The sequence below is a fragment of the Bradyrhizobium sp. AZCC 1578 genome, assembly GCF_036924675.1.
Lineage (GTDB): Bacteria > Pseudomonadota > Alphaproteobacteria > Rhizobiales > Xanthobacteraceae > Bradyrhizobium.
In genome coordinates, this window is the sequence record NZ_JAZHRZ010000001.1 from 5894785 (window position 1) to 5918237 (window position 23453).

Annotated in this window: 17 protein-coding genes; 8 read left to right on the top strand and 9 right to left on the bottom strand. The window is 63.6% G+C overall.

Annotated elements, in window-relative coordinates; genetic code table 11:
- The first annotated feature begins 299 nt into the window (after positions 1-299).
- The 4 genes from lpxC to ligA all read left to right on the top strand — a co-directional run bounded on the left by lpxC (position 300) and on the right by ligA (position 6676).
- Complete coding sequence (gene lpxC / locus V1290_RS28385; RefSeq protein WP_334367432.1) at positions 300-1259, top strand: UDP-3-O-acyl-N-acetylglucosamine deacetylase; 960 nt, start codon at positions 300-302, stop codon at positions 1257-1259.
- Between the two features lie 298 nt (positions 1260-1557).
- On the top strand, positions 1558-2466 hold the full coding sequence (locus V1290_RS28390; protein WP_442894073.1) for an outer membrane protein assembly factor BamD: 909 nt from the start codon (positions 1558-1560) through the stop codon (positions 2464-2466).
- Positions 2467-2645: 179 nt separating this feature from the next.
- Positions 2646-4334, top strand: a complete 1689-nt coding sequence (gene recN / locus V1290_RS28395) for a DNA repair protein RecN (protein ID WP_334367434.1) — start codon at positions 2646-2648, stop codon at positions 4332-4334.
- 191 nt (positions 4335-4525) lie between these two features.
- Positions 4526-6676 (top strand): NAD-dependent DNA ligase LigA, encoded by a 2151-nt coding sequence (ligA, locus tag V1290_RS28400; RefSeq protein WP_334367435.1) that lies wholly within the window; start codon positions 4526-4528, stop codon positions 6674-6676.
- A gap of 220 nt (positions 6677-6896) precedes the next feature.
- Here ligA and V1290_RS28405 read toward each other — a convergent pair whose 3' ends face one another.
- The 3 genes from V1290_RS28405 to V1290_RS28415 all read right to left on the bottom strand — a co-directional run bounded on the left by V1290_RS28405 (position 6897) and on the right by V1290_RS28415 (position 11036).
- Positions 6897-7631, bottom strand: a complete 735-nt coding sequence (locus V1290_RS28405; RefSeq protein ID WP_334367436.1) for a WG repeat-containing protein — start codon at positions 7629-7631, stop codon at positions 6897-6899.
- A gap of 1 nt (position 7632) precedes the next feature.
- The gene (locus tag V1290_RS28410; RefSeq protein ID WP_334367437.1) at positions 7633-8910 is read right to left on the bottom strand and encodes a multidrug effflux MFS transporter; all 1278 of its coding nucleotides are present in this window, start codon (positions 8908-8910) and stop codon (positions 7633-7635) included.
- Between the two features lie 290 nt (positions 8911-9200).
- A complete protein-coding gene (locus V1290_RS28415) occupies positions 9201-11036 on the bottom strand; it encodes an aminopeptidase P family protein (RefSeq protein WP_334367438.1) in 1836 nt (611 codons plus the stop codon).
- Between the two features lie 189 nt (positions 11037-11225).
- Between V1290_RS28415 and V1290_RS28420 the strand changes: the two genes are divergently transcribed.
- Entirely contained in the window at positions 11226-11414 is a 189-nt protein-coding gene (locus V1290_RS28420) for a hypothetical protein (protein ID WP_334367439.1), read from the top strand.
- A 4-nt stretch (positions 11415-11418) separates the two neighbouring features.
- Here the strand turns inward: V1290_RS28420 and V1290_RS28425 are convergent, their stop codons facing one another.
- A complete protein-coding gene (locus V1290_RS28425; protein WP_334367440.1) occupies positions 11419-12309 on the bottom strand; it encodes a 50S ribosomal protein L11 methyltransferase in 891 nt (296 codons plus the stop codon).
- A 259-nt stretch (positions 12310-12568) separates the two neighbouring features.
- Positions 12569-14170: a phytoene desaturase family protein gene (locus tag V1290_RS28430; protein WP_334367441.1), complete on the bottom strand. Its 1602-nt coding sequence runs from the start codon at positions 14168-14170 to the stop codon at positions 12569-12571.
- A gap of 245 nt (positions 14171-14415) precedes the next feature.
- Here V1290_RS28430 and V1290_RS28435 point away from each other — a divergent pair, with 245 nt between their 5' ends.
- The 3 genes from V1290_RS28435 (at position 14416) to V1290_RS28445 (ending at position 17628) form a co-directional block, all read left to right on the top strand.
- Positions 14416-16677, top strand: coding sequence for a fused MFS/spermidine synthase (locus V1290_RS28435; protein ID WP_334367442.1), 2262 nt, complete (start codon positions 14416-14418; stop codon positions 16675-16677).
- Positions 16678-16740: 63 nt separating this feature from the next.
- Complete coding sequence (locus tag V1290_RS28440) at positions 16741-17160, top strand: YeeE/YedE family protein (RefSeq protein ID WP_334367443.1); 420 nt, start codon at positions 16741-16743, stop codon at positions 17158-17160.
- Positions 17161-17169: 9 nt separating this feature from the next.
- Positions 17170-17628, top strand: coding sequence for a DUF6691 family protein (locus tag V1290_RS28445; protein WP_334367444.1), 459 nt, complete (start codon positions 17170-17172; stop codon positions 17626-17628).
- 46 nt (positions 17629-17674) lie between these two features.
- On the opposite strand, the gene V1290_RS28450 is transcribed toward V1290_RS28445, so the two are convergent.
- From V1290_RS28450 to V1290_RS28465, 4 genes are all read right to left on the bottom strand, one after another.
- Positions 17675-18451, bottom strand: coding sequence for a L,D-transpeptidase (locus V1290_RS28450; RefSeq protein ID WP_334367445.1), 777 nt, complete (start codon positions 18449-18451; stop codon positions 17675-17677).
- Between the two features lie 310 nt (positions 18452-18761).
- Entirely contained in the window at positions 18762-19523 is a 762-nt protein-coding gene (locus tag V1290_RS28455) for an ABC transporter permease (RefSeq protein ID WP_334367446.1), read from the bottom strand.
- Positions 19520-20452: an ABC transporter ATP-binding protein gene (locus V1290_RS28460; RefSeq protein ID WP_334367447.1), complete on the bottom strand. Its 933-nt coding sequence runs from the start codon at positions 20450-20452 to the stop codon at positions 19520-19522. The genes V1290_RS28455 and V1290_RS28460 overlap by 4 nt, the downstream gene beginning before the upstream one ends.
- A 130-nt stretch (positions 20453-20582) precedes the next feature.
- The gene (locus V1290_RS28465) at positions 20583-23204 is read right to left on the bottom strand and encodes an ATP-dependent helicase (protein WP_334367448.1); all 2622 of its coding nucleotides are present in this window, start codon (positions 23202-23204) and stop codon (positions 20583-20585) included.
- Positions 23205-23453: the final 249 nt, after the last annotated feature.

The following is a 23453-nucleotide window of genomic DNA, read 5'->3' on the forward strand; positions in this document are numbered from 1 at the left end:
CCCTTCTCTTGGGCTTGGTGCCGGGGTTCAGCGGCCTAGCCAACCAACTGATTTTAAATCATTAATTATTCATTTCGTGACCAAACACCGAAGCTCGAACAGCGTCTGGCCGTGTCGGAGTTTGGTTAACCCTTGGCGCGAATGCGGCAGAGATAGGGTAACAATCCGTAAAGAAGCGTGAGTTGTGCGCCTTAGGGCAATGTCTATGGTCTGCCGTGACTTGGGGATTCCTAGAACGCGAATCGGCGCTAGCGCGCGGTTCCCGTCTTTGGGTTAAGTCGGGTAGTGGGCAGTTATCGATGAAATTCAGCCGCCAAACCACGCTTCGGTCGCAAGCCACCGTAACGGGCGTTGGCGTTCATTCCGGATTACCTGTCAGCCTGACGCTTGGACCTGCTCCTGTGGATGCGGGTTTTGTTTTTGTCCGTACCGGCCTGGATGAGGCCGATCGCGAGGTCCGCGCAGTAGCCACCTCCGTAACCGCCACCGATCTTGCTACCGTTCTTGGCGACCGCGAAGGTCCGCTGGTTTCCACCGCCGAACATGTCCTTGCTGCCCTGCGCGGCATGGGTGTCGACAACGCCATCATCGAAGTCGACGGCCCCGAAGTTCCGATCATGGACGGCAGCGCGGCGGCTTTCGTTGCCGCTATCGACCAAGCCGGTATCGTCACCCAGTCGGCCTCCCGCCGCTTCATTCAGGTGCTCAAGCCGGTGCAGGTCGCGATCGGCGACAGTTTTGGCGAGTTGCGCCCGCATGGCAACGGGTTCCGCGTCGAGGTCGAGATCGACTTCGACAACGCCATGATCGGTTGCCAGAAATATTCTATCGATTTAAGCCCCGAAAGCTTCCGCCGCGAGATTTCCCGCGCCCGGACCTTTGGCTTCATGAACAACGTCGCACGGCTCTGGGGCGCCGGTTATGCGCGTGGCGCCTCGTTTGAGAATACGGTGGTGTTCGACGAAACCCGCCTACTCAACACCGAAGGGCTGCGCTTCAGCGACGAGTGCGCCCGCCACAAGGCGCTGGATGCGGTCGGTGATTTGACCCTGGCTGGTCTGCCGCTGCTCGGCGCCTACCGTTCGGTACGTGGCGGTCACAAGCTGAACCACGCCGTGCTGACCGCCCTGTTGGCCGATCGCAGCGCCTGGCGGGTGGTCGAGGCCGAACCGGCACGCCGTCCCCGCGCCCATGTCGAGGCCGGCGCGGGCATGGTGGGCGGCATGATCGCCCCCGCCTATGGTCCCGACGTTTCCTGACTTTCGTCTTTGCAAAACCTCCGAATTTTGAGCTGTTTTGCGCCGCTCGGGCGAGTTTTGCGTAGTAACCACAGTGGTAACGTGGGCGTTCAGCCGCCTTAATCCGGGCGAATTGGCTGCGTATTCGGTTGGTCGAGGACCATTTTTCGGCTAGAGAAGCCCGCGGTAGCACCACAAGGCGCAACGCGTATTGGGCTCAAGAAATTTGGGGCACGGGGAATATGGCATCCATGACCGCGGTTCATGGACGGGCGGGCTCAGTCATCAACCGCATCAAAGGCGTCAGGTCACAGATTCCATGTCGGCACAGCGTATGACGCTCGAACCAGGCAAATCACTCGGGCGCCTCAGCCTTGCTCGCGCCGCACGGTCGTTGCGGCTGGCGGCTGGCCTGATTGCGCTCGCCATTCCCTTGAGCGGCTGCGGCACCGGTGCGCTGTGGGACAAGTTCACCGCCAAGGACGACACCTTCAACGAAGAGCCGGCGGACAAGCTCTACAATGAGGGCTTGTACCTGATGAACCAGCGCAAGGATCTGAAGGGGGCATCGAAGAAATTCGAGGAGGTCGATCGCCAGCATCCTTATTCCGACTGGGCGCGCAAATCGCTCTTGATGTCGGCCTACTCCTTTTACAATGCCGGCGATTACGATAGCTGCATCGGCGCAGCGACGCGTTACGTCACACTGCATCCCGGCAGCGCCGATGCGGCTTACGCGCAATATCTGATCGCGGCCTCGCATTATGACCAGATCCCGGACATATCTCGCGACCAGGGCCGCACTGAAAAGGCGATTGCGGCGCTGGAAGAGGTGATTCGCAAATATCCGACCTCGGAATACGCCAACTCCGCCAAGGCCAAGCTCGAAGGCGCGCGCGACCAGCTCGCCGGCAAGGAAATGGACGTCGGCCGCTATTACATGGAACGGCGCGACTACACCGCCGCCATCAACCGCTTCAAGACCGTGGTCACCCGCTACCAGACCACGCGGCATGTTGAGGAAGCGCTGGCGCGACTCACCGAGGCCTATATGGCGATCGGCATCGTCGGCGAGGCGCAGACGGCGGCAGCCGTACTTGGGCACAATTTTCCTGACAGCCGCTGGTACAAGGACGCCTATAATCTTGTAAAGTCGGGCGGGCTCGAGCCGAGCGAGAACAAGGGTTCCTATATTTCCAGGGCCTTCAAGAAGTTGGGTCTCGGGTAGTGGAGCGGATTTGACATTCGCTCGATACTTGCCGCGACTTCGTGAAGCGAATGTCAAATCCGTAAAGCTCCACTACCAGCTTTATATTTGCTAGTGGTCCTTTTGATTCTAACATTCGCAAAGTGGCTCCCCGAGCGGGGAGCGAATGTTAGAACTGGACCACTAGGAATTGACTTCGCATGCTGGCGCGTCTGTCGATCCGTGACATCGTCCTGATCGAACGGCTCGATATCGAATTCTCCCGTGGCCTCGCGGTGCTGACCGGCGAAACCGGCGCGGGCAAATCCATCCTGCTCGATGCCTTCGCGCTGGCGCTCGGCGGCCGCGGTGATGCGGGCCTGGTTCGCCATGGCGCGGAGCAGGGCCAGGTGACCGCCACCTTCGACGTTCCCAAAGGCCATCCCGCGACAAAGATCCTTTCCGAGAACGGCCTCGACGACGCGAGTTCTCAAGATGCTTGCGAAATGATTCTTCGCCGCGTGCAGCTCGCCGACGGCCGCACCCGCGCCTTCATCAACGACCAATCGATCAGCGTGCAGACCCTAAAGGCGGTCGGCGCGGCGCTGGTCGAAATTCACGGCCAGCATGACGAGCGCGCGCTGGTCGACGCCTCGACGCACCGGCAGTTGCTCGATGCCTTTGCCGGGCTCGAGAAAGAAGTCGCCGCGCTGGAGACGCTGTGGGAGGCGCGGCGCACCGCCCACCAGGCACTCGATGAGCATCGCGCCAGCATGGAACGCGCCGCGCGCGAGGCGGATTATTTGCGCCACGCCGCCGACGAGCTCAAGGCGCTGAAGCCGAAGGACGGCGAGGAGACCGCACTCGCCGAACGCCGCACCACCATGATGCAGGGCGAGAAGATCGCCAGCGACCTGCGTGAGGCGCAGGAGGCGGTCGGCGGCCAAAACTCGCCGGTGCCGGCGCTGGCAGCGGCCGTGCGCCGCCTCGAGCGCCGCGCCGCCAATTCGCCGGCGCTGGTCGAGCCGGCGGTGAAGGCGATCGACATCGCAATCAATGCGCTGGAGGAGGCCGACCAGCATCTCAGCGCCGCGCTGGTTGCGGCCGATTTCGATCCGGCCGAGCTGGAGCGGATCGAGGAGCGGCTGTTTGCGCTGCGCGCTGCCTCGCGCAAATATTCCACACCGGTCGATGGGCTCGCAGCACTGGCTGCCAAATTCGTCTCCGATGTCGCACTGATCGACGCCGGCGCCGATCGGTTAAAGAAGCTGGAAGCGGCGGCTGCCGAGGCCGACCAGCGCTACGGCGCGGCGGCGGCGAAGCTGTCGGCGGCCCGAGCTAAGTCCGCCGAAAAACTCAACAAGGCCGTCAACGCCGAACTCGCGCCGCTGAAACTCGAGCGCGCGAAATTCATGACGCAGGTCGACACCGATGCGAAGTCACCGGGGCCGCAGGGCATCGACCGCGTCGAGTTCTGGGTCCAGACCAATCCGGGGACAAAGCCGGGACCGTTGATGAAGGTCGCCTCCGGCGGCGAGCTGTCGCGGTTCCTGCTGGCGCTCAAGGTGGTGCTGTCCGATCGCGGCTCGGCGCCCACGCTGGTGTTCGACGAAATCGATACCGGCGTCGGCGGCGCGGTGGCGGATGCGATCGGCGCGCGGTTGTCGCGGCTCGCCGGCCAGGTCCAGGTGATGGCGGTGACGCACGCGCCGCAGGTTGCCGCAAGGGCGAACCAGCATCTTTTGATTTCCAAGGACGCGCTCGACAAGGGCAAGCGCGTCGCCACCCGCGTCAACGCGCTCGCCGCCGACCACCGCCGCGAGGAAATCGCCCGCATGCTGGCGGGGGCGGAGATCACAGCCGAGGCGAGGGCGGCGGCGGAACGACTGTTGCGCGCCGCGACGGCGTAATCTGCTCGTGTCCCGGATGCGGTGCAGCGTGAAACGCTGCGCCGCAGAGCCGGGACCTACCGTGCGGATGGACTCCGGATCAGCAGCGCACCGTCCGCACGATTCTGCGCATCGCCGAGCGCGCTGCAGCATCGGGGAACGATGTCCGCCACCGCCTTTTCTCCGAGCGACGTTCGTCGTATTCAACCTACATGGCCAAGACAGCGAAAACAAAGACCCCCACCGACGTCGGAAAACTCACCAAGGCGCAGGCCAAGGTCGAGCACATGCGGCTGGCGCTGGAGCTCGAAGAGCACGACAAGCGCTATTACCAGGAAGATGCGCCCAGCATCAGCGATGCCGAATACGACGCCCTGCGGCAGCGCTTCAATGCGATCGAGAAGCGGTTTCCCGAACTCGTTACAGCGGAATCGCCATCGCAAAAGATCGGCGCGACGCCGTCGGGCCGCTTCAGGAAGGTCCGCCATGCGGTGCCGATGCTGTCGCTCGACAACGCCTTTGCCGAACAGGACGTGCTCGACTTCGTCGGCCGCATCACGCGTTTCCTGAAGCTGCCGGATGACAAGATCAACTTTTCCGCCGAGCCGAAGATCGATGGGCTGTCGATGTCGCTGCGCTATGAGGGTGGCGAACTCGTTACCGCAGCTACCCGTGGCGACGGCGCGGAAGGCGAGGACGTCACCGCCAACATCCGCACGCTCGAAGACGTGCCGCAGAAGCTGAAAGGCCGCAACGTTCCTGACATATGCGAGGTGCGCGGCGAGGTCTACATGACCAAGAAGGCGTTCCTTGCGCTGAACGAGCGCCAGAAGGCCGCAGGCGATACCATTTTTGCAAACCCGCGCAATTCGGCTGCAGGCTCGCTGCGTCAGAAGGACCCGAGCATTACGGCCTCGCGCCCGCTTGGCTTCTTCGCCTATTCCTGGGGCCAGATGAGCGCGATGCCCGAAAAGACTCAAACCGACATGATCCACTGGTTCGAGCGCTGCGGCTTCAAGACCAATCCGCTGACAAAACTCTGTCACTCCGTCGAGCACTTGATCGCGTTCCATCACGAGATCGAGGAGCAGCGCGGCGAGCTCGACTACGACATCGACGGCGTCGTCTACAAGATCGACCGTATCGATTGGCAGGAGCGGCTCGGCTTCGTCTCGCGCACGCCGCGCTGGGCCGTCGCGCACAAATTCCCGGCCGAGCGGGCCATGACGGTGCTGCGCGACATCGAGATCCAGGTCGGGCGCACCGGCTCGTTCACGCCAGTCGGCAAGCTCGAGCCGGTCGGTGTCGGCGGCGTCATCGTGCAAAACGTCACGCTGCACAATGAGGACTACATCAAGGGTATCGGCAACAAGGGCGAAGTGCTGCGCGAGGGCCGTGACATCAGGCTCGGCGACACCGTCGTGATCCAGCGCGCCGGCGATGTGATCCCGCAGGTGGTCGATGTCGTCATCGACAAGCGGCCGAGAGGCGCCAGGGAATTTCACTTCCCGAAGAAGTGCCCGTGCCCGCTGCATACCGACGTGGTGCGCGAGGAGACGGCAACTGGCGAGGAAGGCTCGCGCGCCCGCTGTACCGGCGAGTTCGCCTGTCCGTTCCAGAAGATCGAGCATCTGAAACTGTTCGTGTCGCGCCGGGCGTTCGATATCGACGGGCTCGGGGAGAAGCAGCTCCAGTACTTCTTCGACCGCGAATGGGTGCGGGAGCCGGCCGACATCTTCACGCTGCCGAAACGTAACGCCAGGCTGAAGCTCGAGGAGATCGAGGGCTACGGTGAAACCTCGGTGCGCAACCTGTTCGCCGCGATCGAGAACCGCCGCCGCATTTCGTTGGAGCGCTTCATCTACGCCCTCGGCATGCGCCATGTCGGCGAGACAACCGCGCTGGCACTGGCGCGCGGCTACGGTTCCTGGGATGCATTCCACGATGCCTGCCTCAAGGTCGCCAAGGGCGACGAGGACACCATCGCCGAGATGGATGCGCTCGACCAGATCGGCGACACCGTGATCAAGAGCGTCGCCGCCTATTTCGGCGAAAGCCATAACCGCGGCATCGTCGAGCGGCTGGTCAAGGAGCTCAGCGAGATCATTGACGCCGAAAAGCCCAAGAGCAATTCGGCCGTCGCCGGCAAGACCGTGGTGTTCACCGGCTCGCTGGAAAAGATGACGCGGGACGAAGCCAAGGCCACCGCCGAGCGGCTGGGCGCCAAGGCCGCCGGTTCGGTGTCGAAGAAAACGGACTACGTCGTTGCGGGGCCGGGCGCGGGTTCAAAACTCGCGGAAGCCAAGAAGCACGACGTGCCGGTGCTGACGGAAGATGAGTGGCTGAAGCTGATCGGGGAGTGAGAGGTTCTCCTCCCACCGTCATTGCGAGGAGCGACGCGACGAAGCAATCCATCTCTCAGCTTGTCGCGCTATGGATTGCTTCGCTTCGCTCGCAATGACGGGGTTAGGCCGCCGTTCGCGGCATTGGTACACAGGGGCCACCGCTCCCGGATGTCGCTCCGCTTATCCGGGCTATGGCATTGCCGAATCCGCCGAGCAGTTCCTCGCAAGTGTTCGGCCGTCAGTCGAATTCGAGGCGTCTAGCTTTCTCCCAAGGCCGGAAGGGCGACACTACGCGGCCCTTGCGATCAATGCGTCCCCACTGTCCGCCCTCGTACCAGCTATGCTCGCCGTCGCCGGCAATCGTGCAGGCTGTGCAGACGACGGCAACCCCATCCTCGAATGGATAGGCTCCGTCATACGTTGCCGGTATCACGAGATTGAGTTTGCGGTCGATGTACCCGATCTTGCCTCCGACCCGCGACCGCGCGAGACCATCCTTGAAATAGTCCGGGCCGTTGTCCATGAATTCAACCGGCATCGGGATGACGCCTCGTCGAACGTAGAACCATTGGCCTTTTCGTGTGTCAGTCCGATCCATCAACAAGACGGAAGCCAGCCCATCACGGTCATATCGAAGTCGAGCCAAATAGGATGGCTTCAAGCGCGGCCGCCCGTCGGCGCCGGTTGCCGCGCATTGCTTGAAAATGCGCTCGGGCTCCCAGCAATCGAAGACCACTGGCGCAACCGTGCCTTGATCCATTGCCATGACCGGTTTTGACGAGAGTGTGAGCAGGGCGCTCAGCGCAAGAATCTTGAGAAAATCAGGCATGATGCATGCGTTTGTTCCAGCCGTCATTGCGAGCGTAGCGAAGCAATCCATTGCGGCGTAACAAAGTATGGATTGATTTCCTTTGTGCGGCCAGGTGGATTGCTTCGCTTCGCTCGCAATGACGGGGCCGGCCACTTCGCGCATCTCACAACATCCGCGATTCTTCCTCCTCCGCCTTCTTTACCAACTCCTCGCCGACCACGACACTTCGCCGCGGCACGATGAAGAACATCACCGAGATGCAGGCAATCGACAGTGCGAAGATCGCCGCCGTCAGCGGCAGCGTGGTCGTGGAGTGGCCGCCGAGATAGGCGCCGAATTGCGAGACCAGCGCGCCGATGCCCTGTTGCAGAAAACCCATCGCGCCGGAGGCGGTGCCGGCGGCCTCGGGACGCGCGCTGATGGCGCCGGCCGCGGCGTTGTTCATGACGAAGGCGTTCGCGACCATCACGATCATCTGGGTGCCGAACAGCCAGAGCGGCGCCTGGTTGATCCCGGCAACGCTCAAGACGAGGTTCAAGAGGGCGCCGCCGAATTGCACCGCGAGCCCGAACCAGATCAGCTTCTCCAGCGAATGCCGCGGCGCGAAACGGACGCAGAACACATTGCCGATCAGATAGGCAAATCCCGTCGTCGCGAACCACGCGCCATATTCCGCCGTGGTTCGGCCCATCTGCGTCACCACGATGTAAGGTCCGCCGCCGGCGAACATGAAAATAATCTGGGAAGCCAGCACCTGGCACAGCACATAGCCGATGAAGGCGCGGTTGCGGATCAGCTTGCCGACGTCGCCGCGGAAGCTGCTGCTCTCGCTGCGTTCGCCGCGCGTCTCGGGCAGCGCCAGCGCGATCAGGACCGCGACGCTGAGCGAAGCCGCCGTGATGAAATAGAAGATGGCGCGCCAGCCGAACGCGGTCTCCAGGAGGCCGCCGACCAGCGCGCTGAGCATCTGCGCCATCATCATGACGGCAATCACGAGGCTGATCATCGAGCTGATGCGGTCGCGGCTGTAGAGATCGCGGATGATGGCGCGGCTCACCACCATGCCGGTCGCGCCGCCGAGTGCCTGCAGGAAGCGCGCGGCAATCAGTTGCGGCAGCGTCTGCGCCAGCGAGCAGCCGACGCTCGCCGCCACCATGAGCGCAAGGCCCGCGAGCAGCACCGGCCGGCGTCCGAACTTGTCCGACAGCGGTCCCATGATGAGCTGCGAGCAGGCGATGCCGACCATGTAGAGCGACACCGTCATCTGCGCGACGGAGATGTCGCCGCCGAACGTCGTCGCCAGCACGGGCAGCGCCGGCACCAGCATGTAGAGCGAGATCGGCGCGACGCCGGTCATCGCCACCAGCATCAGCAGCATGATCTTCGAGATCGCGGCAGCGTTCGCCGCCGCGTCGGGCGGCTTGCCCACGACGCCGTGCATTCAGTTCAGATCCTGTTTTGGTTGAAACGGACTGTAGCGCGGTGGCTGATGGCGAATACGGTAGATTCGGCATGCGGCCATGCCGAATTGGGGAGGCGGTACGAGCCTGGGCCGCTGGATTCTACTTTGCATGGGGTTGTTTTCGCGATTTTGTGTCCGGCGCGCGCCGTATCGCTATAGGGGGCGGGCAACGGCGTACCGGATCCTCCGCCGTCGCCGGGGCGGCTGGTGGAAAGTAGGATGGGTATCGCTGCGCTCCACCCATCCTACGGCTGCATGAGGCACAGTGACTAAATCGGCAGCAGCGCTGCCGTCGCTTCGTCCAGCCACAGCTTCGTGGTGTTGTCGTCAAGGTGCGGGCGCACCGCGCGGTTGACGCGCTCGTGGTAGTCGTTGAGCCATTTCAGTTCGGTTGCGCTCAGCATGTTCACATCGATCAGGCGGCGGTCGATCGGCGCCAGCGTCAGCGTCTCGAACGCGTTCACCGGCTTCTCGGCGCCGGGTATATCGGTGCCGATGACGAGTTCGAGATTCTCGATCCGGATGCCGTAGGCGTCGGTCTTGTAGTAGCCAGGCTCGTTGGAGAGGATCATGCCGCGCTTCAAGGGCGTGGTGCCGAGTTTCGAGATGCGCGCCGGGCCTTCGTGCACCGAGAGATAGCTGCCGACGCCGTGGCCGGTGCCGTGCTCGAAATCGAGGCCGGCCTGCCACAAAAATTGCCGCGCAAAGGAGTCGATCTGCGCGCCGGTGGTGCCGTCCGGAAACACCGCGCGTGCAATCGCGATGTGCCCACGCAGCACGCGGGTGAAACGATCGCGCATTTCGTCGGTGGGATTGCCGATTGCGATGGTGCGGGTGACGTCGGTGGTGCCGTCCTCATATTGCGCGCCGGAATCGATCAGCAGCAGGTCGCCAGGCGAAATTCGCCGGTTGCTCTTGCGGGTGACGCGGTAATGCACGATGGCGCCGTTCGGCCCGGTGCCGGCGATAGTCGGAAACGAAACATCCTTCAGCGCGCAGGTCTGGCGGCGGAACGTTTCCAAGGCCTCGACGGTATCGATCTCCGTCAACGCGCCCGACGGCGCCTCGCGGTCGATCCAGGCGAGGAAGCGCGCCAGCGCCACCGCGTCGCGCTGGTGCGCGGTCCGCGTGCCCTCGATCTCGGTGATATTCTTCACCGCCTTCAACAGGCTCACCGGATCGTTGCCGCGTACCGGTTTTCCGCCGGCGCCTGCGATCAGCCGGCTCAGCGCGTCCGCGGCGGTGGCGGCATCAAGCGCAATCGCGGCCCCGCTGCGCGCAAGCTCAGTCAGATCAGGCACCAGCGCGTCGGGCTCCCGCACATCAGCGGATTGTTCGAGATGGTCGCGCGTCAGGTTGGACAGCTTGCGATGGTCGATGAAGATGGTGGGGCGGCCGTCCTTCGGCACCAGCGCGTAGGACAAAGGCAGCGGCGTGTGCGAGACGTCGGCGCCGCGGATGTTGAAGGTCCAGGCCACCGCGTGGCTGTCCGACAGCACCAGCGCGTCGACGCCGAGCTTGTTGATCTCCAGCCGGATGCGCTTGAGTTTTTCGGCTTCGATCTCGCCGGAAAACTGCACGCCGTGAGTGGTGACGCGGCCGAGCGGCGGGGCCGGGCGCTCGGTCCAGATCGAATCCAGCGGGTTGGTTTCGACCGCAATCAGTTCAGCGCCCGCCTTGGTGCAGGCGGCGGCCAGACGCTCGGCTGCCGCCGACGTGTGCAGCCACGGGTCGAAACCGAGCCGGTCGCCGGCCGCAAGGTGCTTGGTCAGCCACTGCTCCGGCGGCGGATCGGCCAGCGGCTCGATTTGCCAGGCGTTGCGGTCGACCTGCTTGGCGGCCTGCAGCGTATAACGGCCATCGACGAAAACCGCGGCATCGCGCGTCAGAACGATCGCCATGCCTGCCGAACCAGTGAAGCCGCTCAGCCAGGCCAGCCGTTCTTCGGCGGCCGGGACATATTCGTTCTGTTGCTGATCGGCGCGCGGAACCACGAATCCCGTCAGCTTCCGCCGCGCCAGCTCCTCGCGGAAGCGCGCCAGCCGCGCGGTCAGCGCCACGCCGCCTTCGGGTTCTTCGAATGTCTGGAAATGGGCTTCGAACATTGCCTGGTCACTTTAGGGTTGGGTGGAGCGGTCCGCAATGCGGCAGTCTCCGCCACAATTTGGCATAATCTGTGCTTCAATATGTCGGTCCGCGCTAGTCGGACGGAGCGGATTGCGGTGTAGCCGCTCAGCTCAGGATACCGGGAGAAGCTCCAGGAGTGTTTCAACTCAACGAAGAGGGGATACACCATGCCTGCTTTCACGTTTGAGAAGATTTCACCGCCGGAACGTCGCGGCCCCGTGCCGCCCGTCGCCAACAAGAAGCAGCGCGGCGTCATCGTCCAGATCCTCGACCGGTTCGCGGAAGCACGCGTCAAGCGGTCGTTGAAGAAAGAGAAGGGCGCGGTCGCCCGCAAGGGGCCAAGATCAGCCGATTAGAATTTCAGTTCACCTTGCGCAGCAGGAGGCTGCTCCAGCCTTCGATGCGCAGATGCCGCACGGGAACCAGCCCACGGGCGCGATAGGCGGCGATGACGGCGGGCGCTTGATGCGTCAGCAGCCCTGAGAGAATGACCAGCGCGCCGGGCGCCAGATGCCGCGCCATCGGCCCTGCCAATTGCCGCAGCGGATTGGCCAGAATATTCGCCAGCACCAGATCGAACGGCGCGGCTTGCGCAAATTGCGGCGCCGAGAAGCCGGTGGCGCGGACCGCCCGCACCAGATGTCCCGATACGTTCAGCCGCGCATTGTCGCGCGCGACCTGCACCGAGGGCGGATCGATATCGCTGGCCAGTATCTTGTCGTGCAGCGCTTTCGCCGCCGCAATCGCCAGCACGCCGGTGCCGGTGCCAAGATCGAGCACGCGGCGCGGGCGCCAGGCTTTCAGGACATGATCGAACAACAGAAGGCAGCCGCGCGTGGTGCCGTGATGGCCGGTGCCGAAGGCCAGCGCCGCCTCGATCTCGATGCCGAGCTTGTTGGGCGAGATCCTATCGCGGTCATGCTGGCCGTGGACCACAAAGCGTCCGGCCGGCACGGGAACAAGGTCTTCGAGGCTGGCCTTGACCCAATCCTTGGCCTCGACCGTATCGAAGGCGATGCCGGCTGCGATTTCCGCGCCGGCCGCATTGGCCACGAGTTCGCGGACCAGCAGCTGATCAGGCGGCTCGCCAAAATGTACCGTGACGTCCCATCGGCCATCCGGCCGTTCGAACGCGGCGATTGCGGCCTGGCCCTCAAAGAAAACTTCGGTCAGGGCGTCGACGACGCCCTTGGCTGTGTGCTCGTCGCCGACGGCAAAATGAACGCGATGTGTGGGGGCGAGAGAAGTCATTGAAGAACCTAGGAGAAAGTGGGGAGCGATTGGGAGTGGGCGTTTCGTTCAAATTTGAGCAAATTTCATGTCGGGCCACTCGGAACAGTTGCATGCTTCCACCGCCTATCCACAGCCGAGCGGGGAAGTTGCCAACCCGTTATCGACGGAAGCATACCGATGTCTTCCACAGCCGTGCCGCGGGTTATCAACAGGTAATCCACAGGCTTCTCCCGTCGTTGCCCACCGGCTTTACCCCATATTGTCCACTGCGTTCTGCCTATCCGAACAGGGCGCGGTGATCGCCCAGGATCACCTTCGCGGCGTTGTGGCCGGGGGCGCCGGTGACGCCGCCGCCAGGATGCGCGCCCGAGCCGCAATGGTAGAGGCCCTTCAGCGGCCCGCGATAATCGGCATGGCCCAGCATCGGCCGTGCCGAGAACAATTGATTGAGCGTTAGCGCCCCATGAAAGATGTCGCCGCCGAGCAGGCCGAACTGGCGCTCGAGATCGAGCGGCGACAGCACCTGACGGCCGATCACGCTTGCCCCAAAGCCCGGCGCGAACTTGTCCACCGTCGCGATCATGAGGTCGGCGACCTCCTCGCGGTGATCGTCCCATGACTTTCCATCCGGCAATTCCGGCGCGACGTGCTGGCAGAACAGGCTCGCGACATGCCGGCCCTCCGGCGCAAGAGAGTCGTCGAGCGTCGAGGGGATCAGTATTTCCACCACCGGCTCGCGGCTCCAGCCATGGCTGCGCGCGTCCTGCCAGGCGCGATCCATGTAACCGAGGCTGGGTGCGAGAATGATGCCGGCAGTGAGGTGATCGCCGGCGCCGGGCAGGGCGGTGAAGGAAGGCAGCGCGTTCAGCGCGACATTCATCCGGAACGTGCCGGACGCGTTGCGCCAGCGCGCGATGCGTTCGAGGAATTCCGGCGCCAGCGCCCCCGACGGCACGAGCCGCGTATACAGCAATTTCGGATTGACGCCGGAGACGACGTATTTGGCACGGATGGTCTCGCCATTGTCGAGCACGACGCCTGCGGCGCGCCCGCCCTCGACGATCACCTCGCGCACGCCGGCGTTCGTTTCGATCTCGGCGCCGTAGCCGCGGGCCGCGCGCGCCATGGCTTGCGTGATCGCGCCCATGCCGCCGATGGCGTGGCCCCATACACCCTTCTTGCCGTTCACCTCGCCGAACGCATGGTGCAGCATCACATAGGCGGAGCCGGCGGCGTAGGGGCTGGCGTAATTGCCGACGATGGCGTCGAAGCCGAACAGCGCCTTCACCAGGTCGCTCTCGAAGCGCTCGTCCAGCATTTCGCCGGCCGAGCGCGTGAACAGGTCGAGCAGGCTGCGCTGCTGTTCGAGCGAGAGCTTGCGCAGGATGCCGGCCGTGCCGACTGCGTTGAAGGCCTCGCGGATCGCGCCGATCCCAAAACCCTCGACGATGTTCGGCGGCGCGCGCAGCACGAATTGCCGGAGCACGTCGGAGATGGCTTCCAGTTCGCGCGAGAAGGCCTCAATCGTGACGGCATCGCGCTCGCTGAGTTTTGCCACCGATTGCCGGGTGCGGCCCTCGCCGGTCAGGAGATAGCTGCCGTCGGGGGCGGGCAGAAAATTCTGCGCGCGGCGCTCGACGATGCGCAGGCCGAGTTCGGCGAGTTTCAGGTCGGCGATGATCTGCGGGTTGAGCAGGCTGACGGTATAGGCGGCCACCGAATTGCGGAAACCGGGATGGAATTCCTCGGTCACCGCGGCGCCGCCGACCGTCTTGCGGCGTTCGACCACTTTCACGCGCAGGCCGGCCATCGCGAGATAGGCCGCGCAGGTGAGGCCGTTATGCCCCGCACCGATGATGACGATTTCGGTTTCGCTCATGTCCGCTTCAAGAAGGTTTGATTATTTTGAACCCGTCATTCCGGGATTGTCCGAAGGACAAGACCCGGAATCGCGAGGTTCCACAATGTGCAATTGCACATTGGGGTTCGATGCCTTGCATCGCCCCCGGAACGACATCTCATCCCGCATTGCCCGTCATGTTGCCATATGCTCTATCTGCGCTTCTGGCACAACCTGCCGGAATGCTCGCCGCCGGCTCCCGCCGGGTTCAAGCCGGAGCTTTCATGATTTCTGAGCCGTCTGCCTCGCGAAACCGGCTGGTGCTGGCCGTCTATACCGCTGCGATCTTCGTCAGTGCGTTGTTGTTGTTTTCGGTGCAACCCCTGTTCACCAAGATGGTGCTGCCGCGGCTCGGCGGCTCGCCGGCGGTTTGGTCGGTGGCGATGGTATTCTTCCAGTCGCTGCTGCTCGGCGGCTATGCCTATGCGCATTTTTTGATGCAGGCGCGCAATCGCACGATTCCCGTGGCGGTTCATCTTGCGCTGCTCGCAGTTGCGATGCTGACGATGCCGCTGTCGATCGCGAGCGGGTGGGGCGATCCGCCGAATTCAGGCTATGCGCTCTGGCTGCTCGGCTTGTTTGCGGTTTCGATCGGCCTGCCGTTCTTCGCGCTCGCGGCCAACAACCCGCTGCTGCAGGCCTGGTTCGTCCGCACCGGCCACCCCAACGGTCCCGACCCGTACTTCCTCTACGCTTCCTCGAATGTCGGCAGTTTCCTGGCGCTGTTGTCCTATCCGGTGCTGCTGGAGCCGATGTTCACCCTGCGCATGCAGAACCTGATCTGGACCGGCGGCTATGGCCTCTTGATCGTTCTGATTGCCATCTGCGGGGTGTTGCTGCTGCGCTCGCCAGTGAGGGCGGCGGAACGGAACTTGGCGCCCGACGATAGCGACGTGCGGGCGCCGTCATGGATTTTGCGCGCCCGCTGGATATTCCTCGCGGCCGTGCCGTCGGGGCTGCTGATCGCAGTAACGGCCCATATTTCCACCGACGTCGCCGCAGCGCCGCTATTGTGGGTGCTGCCGTTGTCGCTCTACCTCCTGACCTGGGTGCTCGTCTTCCAGTCGCGCCCGCTATTGCCACACAAATGGATGTTGCTGGCGCAGCCGCTGGCGATCGCCGGCATCGTGGTGCTGCTCGCGTTCGGCGGCGAACAGAATCTGCTGCTGACGCTCGGCGGGCACCAGTTCTGCTTTTTCGTGATTGCGATGGCTTGCCACGGCGAACTGGCGCGCACGCGCCCGGCGGCGAAATATCTCACCGGCTTCTATGTCGCGCTATCGTTCGGCGGCATGGTCGGCGGCCTCTTTGCCGGCCTGATCGCGCCGTTCACCTTCTCATGGGTTGCGGAGTACCCGATCCTGCTGGCGCTCGCGGCGCTGTGCCGGCCGACCGGCGGCGAACGGCTGCCGCGCTGGAGCGCCTGGTACTGGCCGTTTCTTGCGGTGCTGGCGGTGGCGTTGATAGCGCCGGCCTGGTCGACGGGCAAAACGTTCAACTGGTTCGAAGGTCATCGCGTCTGGGTGATCGGCGCAGTCGGAGTGCTGGCGGCGTTGCTGGCGCTGGCGCTCAACGCCAACCGCTGGAAGATCTTTGCGACCGTCGTGGTGGCGCTGGTATTGCTGCGCGCCTATCCTTCCGACGACGGGCGGGTCGAGACGGTGCGCAGCTTCTTCGGCGTCCACAAGATCGTGGTGACGCCGAACGGCCAGTATCACGTGCTGATGCACGGCACCACGATCCACGGCGCCGAGAAATTCAAGAACGACGACGGCACGCCGGTCACCGGCCAGCCGGAGCCGATCACCTACTACTACAGGGACGGCGGCATCGGCCAGGCGATCACGGCGATCCGGGAACGCAAGGGCGCGCCGCTGCGCGTGGCCGTGATCGGGCTCGGCTCCGGCACGCTGGCCTGCGCCTCGGAGCCCGGCGAGGAATGGAAATTCTTCGAGATCGACCAGACGATGGTCGATACCGCGCGCGACCCGAAATATTTTACCTATATCCAGGTCTGCGAACCGAACATGCAGCCCGTGATCGGCGATGCGCGGCTCACCTTCGCGCGCGAGCCCGACGGCGTCTATGACCTGATCATCGTCGACGCCTATTCGTCGGATGCGATCCCGGTTCACCTGGCGACCGAAGAGGCGATGGAAATCTACAAGTCCAAGCTGGCGCCGCAGGGGGCGGTCGTGATGCACGTCTCCAACCGGCATCTGGAGCTGTCGAGCGTGGTCGTCGGCATCGCCGATGCCAACGACTTGAAGAGCTGGGTCTACAGCGAGGATTCCGGGCGCGACAGTGAATACATCTTCTCGACCTCGGTCGTGGTCTCGGCGAGGGAAGAGACTGACGTCGGCAAGCTGGCATCGTCGGAGCAATGGGCGCTGACGGAAGCCAGAGAAAACCAGCGGGTCTGGACCGACGATTATTCCAATGTGCCAGGCGCGGTATGGCGGCGGCTTAGAAAAGGCGAGGAATAGGCGAGTTGCAGCCGGGCAGGGTGCGCCTATGTTCATGGTCTGCCCTGAACCGATGGAGCGACGATGGCCAATTTCACTCCCGTATCGGCCGCAATCGGCGGCGCCCTGATCGGGCTTTCCGCCGTGCTGCTGATGTTGTCAACCGGCCGGATCGCCGGGATCAGCGGCATCTTCAGCGGCCTGTTGAATTTGCGCGGCGAGGACAAGGGCTGGCGTATCGCCTTCGTCGCCGGGCTCATTCTGGCGCCCATCCTCGCCGGCCTGATCGGTTACGGAATGGCGCAACCCAAGCTGCCATCGAGCTGGGCCGTCATTGTCGTGGCGGGCCTGCTGGTCGGCTTCGGTACGCGTCTCGGTGGCGGCTGCACCTCCGGTCACGGTATCTGCGGCATAGGGCGGCTGTCGCCGCGCTCCATCGCCGCCACGGTCGTCTTCATGGTGACGGCGGTCATCACCGTCGCGATCACCCGTCACGTACTGTGAGGTCAGGCCATGTGGATCATTGCTCCTCTGATTTGCGGCCTGATCTTCGGCGCGGGCCTGTTGATTTCGGGCATGGTGCAGCCGACCAAAGTCCTCGGCTTCCTCGATATCTTCGGCGCGTGGGATCCGAGTCTCGCGGTGGTGATGGCCGCGGCGCTGGCTGTGTCGATACCCGGCTTCATGCTGGCTGACGGCCGTGCGCGGCCGTGGTTTACCGGGCAATATTTTCGGCCGGGCAAATCGGGAATCGATCTGCCGCTGGTTGCAGGCGCCGGGCTGTTTGGAATCGGCTGGGGCCTCGTTGGGTTGTGCCCGGGGCCGGCGCTGGAAAGCCTGGCGACGTTGTCGCCCGGAATCATCGTCTTCGTCGCCGCAATGGCCGCAGGGATGATTGCTCACGACGCTTGGCAACAGTCACGGCTGACCGCGCAACGCGACCGGCAGCTTGCGAGCGCGACGGACGGCTGAGAGATCGCTGCGGCCGTACATCCTGCGACCGCAGTGAAGTCGCCGGCTAATCCTGATAGCTGAACAGCCCGCGCTGCTGATAGTAAGGCCGCGGCTGATAGTAGCCTTGGGGCGCGGGCGCATAGCCGCGGTTGTCGTAATATTGCTGTTGCTGCTGATAGGCCTGGGTGTCGTAGACGCGGCGGCCGGGCGCGGGATATCGCGCTTCGTTGGAAGAACCATCGGCCGGATAGATATAGCCGTCGTCGGCCCGCGCCACGGGTGCGACGCGCTGCTGCGGCGTGATCACGACGGGGTCGCCGGCTGCGGAGTCGTATTGCTGTTCATATTGCGGCTGCGGGGCGCGGCGCGCGACGGCCGTATTGCCGCGACGCGGATTGCGCGCCAGCGCCACCTGGGATGAGCCGGTCAATGTCACCGTGGTGTTGAGAACGCCTTCCTGCTTCACCAGATCCCACAGCTTCGCGGCATTCTCGCGCGACAGCCGTACGCAGCCATGCGAGGCCGGGCTGCCGAGACGGCTCACTGAATCGGTACCGTGGATGGCATGGCCGATCTTGGTGAAAAAGATCGAGTGCGGCATCGGTGCCTCGTCGAATTCCTTGGAGTAATGATCCTCTTCCATCCGGAAAGCGCGGAAACTGCCGTTCGGTGTTTCATAGGAGGGAAGACCCGAAGACACCGGCCAGCGGTACCGCTCGACGCCGTCGACGGCGACGGTCATCTGCTGGTTGTCCTTGTCGACTGTTATGGCGATCTTGGCGTGGGCGGTGCCCGAGGCGAACAGCGTCAGGGCGGTGACGGCAATGAGGAAGGAACGCATTTTACCTTTGGCCTCCAGGCCCCTGATGAAGCGCCGGCTCTCCGTCCCCGGCATCCAATATGCCCGGAAACCGGCACTGGTTCCAGTGGCCTGCGTCCGCAATCGTTAACGCGTCCCGCGGCGCAAACAAGGCGTCACGGCGGCGCAATCGGCGGCAAAGTGCTGACATTTTCGCGAGCGGCCGCGCGCTGCGCGTCTTGTCATCGACAGAGTTGCAGGCCGTCATTCCGGGATGGTCCGTTAGGACCAGACCCGGAATCTCGAGATTCCCGGTTCGGCTCTGCGAGCCGCCCCGGAATGACGTTGCGTGTCAATTCTTGAGCCGGTACCCGGTCCTGAAGATCCACCACACCAGCACCATGCAGATGGCGAGGAAGGCGAGCGTCATGCCGAGGCTCAAGGCCACACTGACGTCGGCGATCTCGTAAAAGCTCCAGCGGAAGCCCGAGATAAGGTAGACGACCGGATTGAGCAGCGTGATGGTGCGCCAGCCCGACGGCAGCATGTCGACCGAGTAGAAGCTGCCGCCGAGAAAGGTCAGCGGCGTCACCACCAGCATCGGGATCATCTGCAGCTTCTCGAACCCGTCGGCCCAGATGCCGATGATGAAGCCGAACAGGCTAAACGTCACCGCCGTCAGCACCAGGAAGGCGAGCATCCACAGGGGATGTTGGATGTGCAGCGGCACGAACAGCGCGGCGGTCGCCATGATGATCAAGCCGAGGATGATGGATTTGGTCGCGGCCGCGCCGACATAGCCGATCACGATTTCGATATAGGAAACTGGCGCCGACAATATCTCGTAGATGGTGCCGACGAACTTCGGAAAATAAATTCCGAACGAGGCGTTGGCGATGCTCTGGGTCAGTACCGACAGCATGACGAGGCCCGGCACGATGAAAGTGCCGTAGCTGACGCCCTCGACCTCGGTGATGCGCGAGCCGATCGCGGCGCCGAACACCACGAAATAAAGCGAGGTGGAAACCACGGGCGAGACGATGCTCTGCAGCAGCGTGCGCCAGGTGCGCGCCATTTCGAACAGATAGATGGCGCGGATCGCACGGTAATTCATGGCGCCCTCACCAGGCTGACGAAGATGTCTTCCAGCGAAGACTGAGTGGTATCGAGGTCGGAGATATGGATGCCGGCATTGCGGAGGTCGCTCAGCAGGCTGGTAATCCCGGTGCGCTCGCCCTTGGTGTCGTAGTCATAGGTCAACAGCCGGCCATCCTCGGACAGGTGAAGTTTGTAGGGCGCGAGGGCGGGCGGAATGGCGTCAACTTTCTGCTGCAGGTGCAACGTCAATTGCTTCTTGCCGAGCTTCTGCATCAGCCCGGCCTTGTCCTCGACCAGGATGATCTCGCCCTTGTTGATGACGCCGATGCGGTCGGCCATCTCCTCGGCTTCCTGGATGTAATGCGTGGTCAGGATGATGGTGACGCCGGAGGCCTGCAAGCCGCGCACGACGTCCCACATGCCCTTGCGCAATTCGACGTCGACGCCCGCGGTCGGCTCGTCCAGGAACAGGATCTGCGGCTCGTGCGACAGCGCTTTTGCGATCATCACGCGGCGCTTCATGCCGCCGGAGAGCGTGATGATCTTGGAATCCTTCTTGTCCCACAGCGACAGGTCCTTCAGCACCTTTTCGATATGCGCCGGGTTCTTCGGTTTGCCGAACAGGCCGCGGCTAAAGCTGACAGTCGCCCAAACGGTTTCAAACGAATCCGTGTGCAGTTCCTGCGGCACCAGGCCGATCAGCGACCGCGCCGCGCGATAGTCGCCATTGATGTCATGCCCGCCGACGGTGACGCGACCCTCGCTTAGGTTGGCAATGCCGCAGATGATGCTGATCAGCGTGGTCTTGCCCGCGCCGTTCGGCCCGAGCAGCGCGAAGATCTCGCCGCGCTTGATGTCCAGATTGATCTTGTTCAGCGCCTTGAAACCGGAGCCGTAGGTCTTTGAGAGATTGGAAACGGATATGATGGGAGGTTGCGCGAGCATGACAGTCTGAGACGCGATCTAGCCAACGACAAAGCGGCGCGTCGGCCGGGTCGAGGCGGGAGAGGGGTGGGAACCGGGAGATAGGAACGCTTTGCCACTTATGCAATCGCGCGGGGAAAAATTATCGCCCCTACACCCGCTCCACAAAACTATCGACCACCTTCTTCTCGCCGGCCTTTTCAAATGCGATCGTCAGTTTGTTGCCGTCGATCTTCACCACGTGGCCATAGCCGAACTTCTGGTGGAAGACGCGATCGTCGAGCGAGAATTCTGAAACCGTGCCGGTGGATTTCGCGACCAACTCGCCTTCGATCACGATCGGGCCGCGCTTGTTGCGCGAGAAACCGCCTGAAAATGACGAGTGGCTTTCCTCAAACCCGCCGCGGGCCTGACCGCTGCGGCCGCCCTGACTGCGGTTGCGATTGGCCTGCGCGCGCTGCCAGCCTGGCGTCGTGTAGCTGGAGCCGAAGGATTCGACATTGTCGAAGCGCGAGGGGCCGTAGCCGCCGGCGCCGCCCCAGCCGGAGCCGCCTTTCGACTCGGTGATCTCCACATTGGCCGACGGCAGTTCGTCGAGGAAGCGCGACGGGATCGTGGTCGACCAGGTGCCGTGGATGCGGCGGTTGGTGGCGAAATAGAGTTTGGCGCGGCGGCGCGCGCGCGTCAGCCCGACATGGGCGAGGCGGCGCTCTTCCTCCAGGCCGGCACGGCCTTGTTCGTCGAGCGTGCGCTGGCTCGGAAACAGGCCTTCCTCCCAGCCGGGCAGGAACACGTTGTCGAATTCGAGCCCCTTGGCCGAATGCAGCGTCATCAACGACACCGCCTCGTCGCTGGCATCGCCGTCGCGGTCCATCACCAGCGAGATATGCTCGAGGAATCCTTGCAGGTTCTCGAACTCCTCCATCGAGCGCACCAGTTCTTTCAAGTTGTCGAGCCGGCCGGCGGCATCGGCCGAGCGGTCCTTCTGCCACATTTCGGTATAGCCGCTCTCGTCGAGCACGATTTCGGCCAATTCCGTATGCGCGGTGACCTCGCGCTGGGCGCGCCAGCGGTCGAATTGCAAAATGAGGTCACGCAGGGCGCCGCGCGCCTTCGGCTTCAATTCGTCGGTTTCGACCACCGCTCGTGCCGCCTCGAACAGCGGCATGCGCCGCTTGCGGGCGTGATCATGCAGCAACTGAACGGTGGCGTCGCCAAGCCCGCGCTTTGGGACATTGACGATGCGCTCGAAGGCGAGATCGTCGGCGGGCGAATTGATCACGCGCAGATACGCCAGCGCGTCGCGGATTTCGGCGCGCTCGTAGAACCGCGGACCGCCGATCACGCGATAGGGCAGGCCGAGGGTAACAAAACGATCTTCGAACTCGCGCATCTGGAACGAGGCCCTCACCAGTATCGCGACCTCGTTGAGGTTTTCGCCGGCGCGCTGCAACTCCTCGATCTCCTCGCCGATGGCGCGGGCTTCCTCTTCCGAATCCCGGGAGCCTGTGACGGTGACCTTCTCGCCGTCGACATCCTCGGTGCGCAGCGTCTTGCCGAGCCGGCCTTCGTTGTGCGCGATCAGATGCGAAGCGGCGGCAAGGATGTGGCCGGTGGAGCGGTAATTGCGTTCAAGGCGGATGACTTTTGCGCCGGGAAAATCGTGCTCGAAGCGCAGGATGTTGTCGACCTCCGCGCCGCGCCAGCCATAGATCGACTGGTCGTCGTCGCCGACGCAGCAGATGTTTTTGGGGGGTGAGGAGGCAGTGGGAGTCGCAGTCTCCGTCATTCCGGGATGCGCTGAAAGCGCAGACCCGGAATCTCGAAGTGAGTCCTCATCATCTCCAGATTCTTCGATGTGCGATTGCACATCGGAGTTCGCATCTTCGATGCGCCCCGGAATGACGTGGGGGGCGATGTTCCCCGGGATGATCGCCGACAGCGGTGCGCCCGGGCGCGACGGTGCCTGCGACAAGAGCCGCAGCCACAGATACTGCGCGACGTTGGTGTCCTGATATTCGTCGACCAGAATGAACTTGAAGCGGTTCTGGTATTGCCTGAGCACATCAGGGTTTTCGCGAAACAGCCGGATGTTCTCGAGAAGCAGATCGCCGAAATCGGCGGCGTTGAGGATTTTCAGCCGCTCCTGATAGCTGGCGTAGAGCTTGCCGCCCTTGCCGTTGCCGAACATCGCGGCTTCCCCCGACGGCACCTGGCTGGGCGCCAGCCCGCGGTTCTTCCAGCCGTCGATCAGCCCCGCCAGCATGCGCGCCGGCCAGCGCTTGTCGTCGATGTTCTCGGCCTGCAGGAGCTGCTTGAGCAGGCGGACCTGATCGTCGACGTCGAGCACGGTGAAATTGGATTTGAGCTGCACCAGCTCGGCGTGGATGCGCAGGATGCGCCCGCCGATCGAGTGGAAGGTGCCAAGCCACGGCATGCCTTCGACGGCCTGGCCGAGCATCTGGCCGAGGCGGAGCTTCATCTCGCGCGCGGCCTTGTTGGTGAAAGTTACCGAGAGGATTTCATGCGGCCGCGCGCGGCCCTGGCTCAGGATATGGGCGATGCGCGTGGTCAGCACGCGGGTCTTGCCGGTGCCGGCGCCCGCCAGCACCAGAACCGGCCCATCCAGCGTCTCGACAGCCTCGCGCTGCTCCGGATTGAGCCCGTTGAGATATTGCGGGCCGGTGGCGGCCCGCGCACGCGCGGCGATGCCGCCAGCCGCCGGCTGGTGCTCGGGGACGCCGTGATGGGGCAGTTTGCTCGGCTCGGTCATTTCTCGAATCGTCTTGGCCCCACGATGGCACCGTGAGGCAGCAAAGGGGAGCCTTCATAGCAGGGATCAAGGGCGATATAGGGCCTGTCCGGCCGTTTTGACAGGTTTTATCCGGTCGCGGTTGCCGGCCTGATTTCGCGGCTTTGCGGCGATTTTGTTCCGCCCGAAACGTCAAATTTCGCGCTTTTGCCGCCCGGAACCATCGTTCCCAGCCCGGATTGGTCCCACAGGCGATGTGCGACGCCTCAA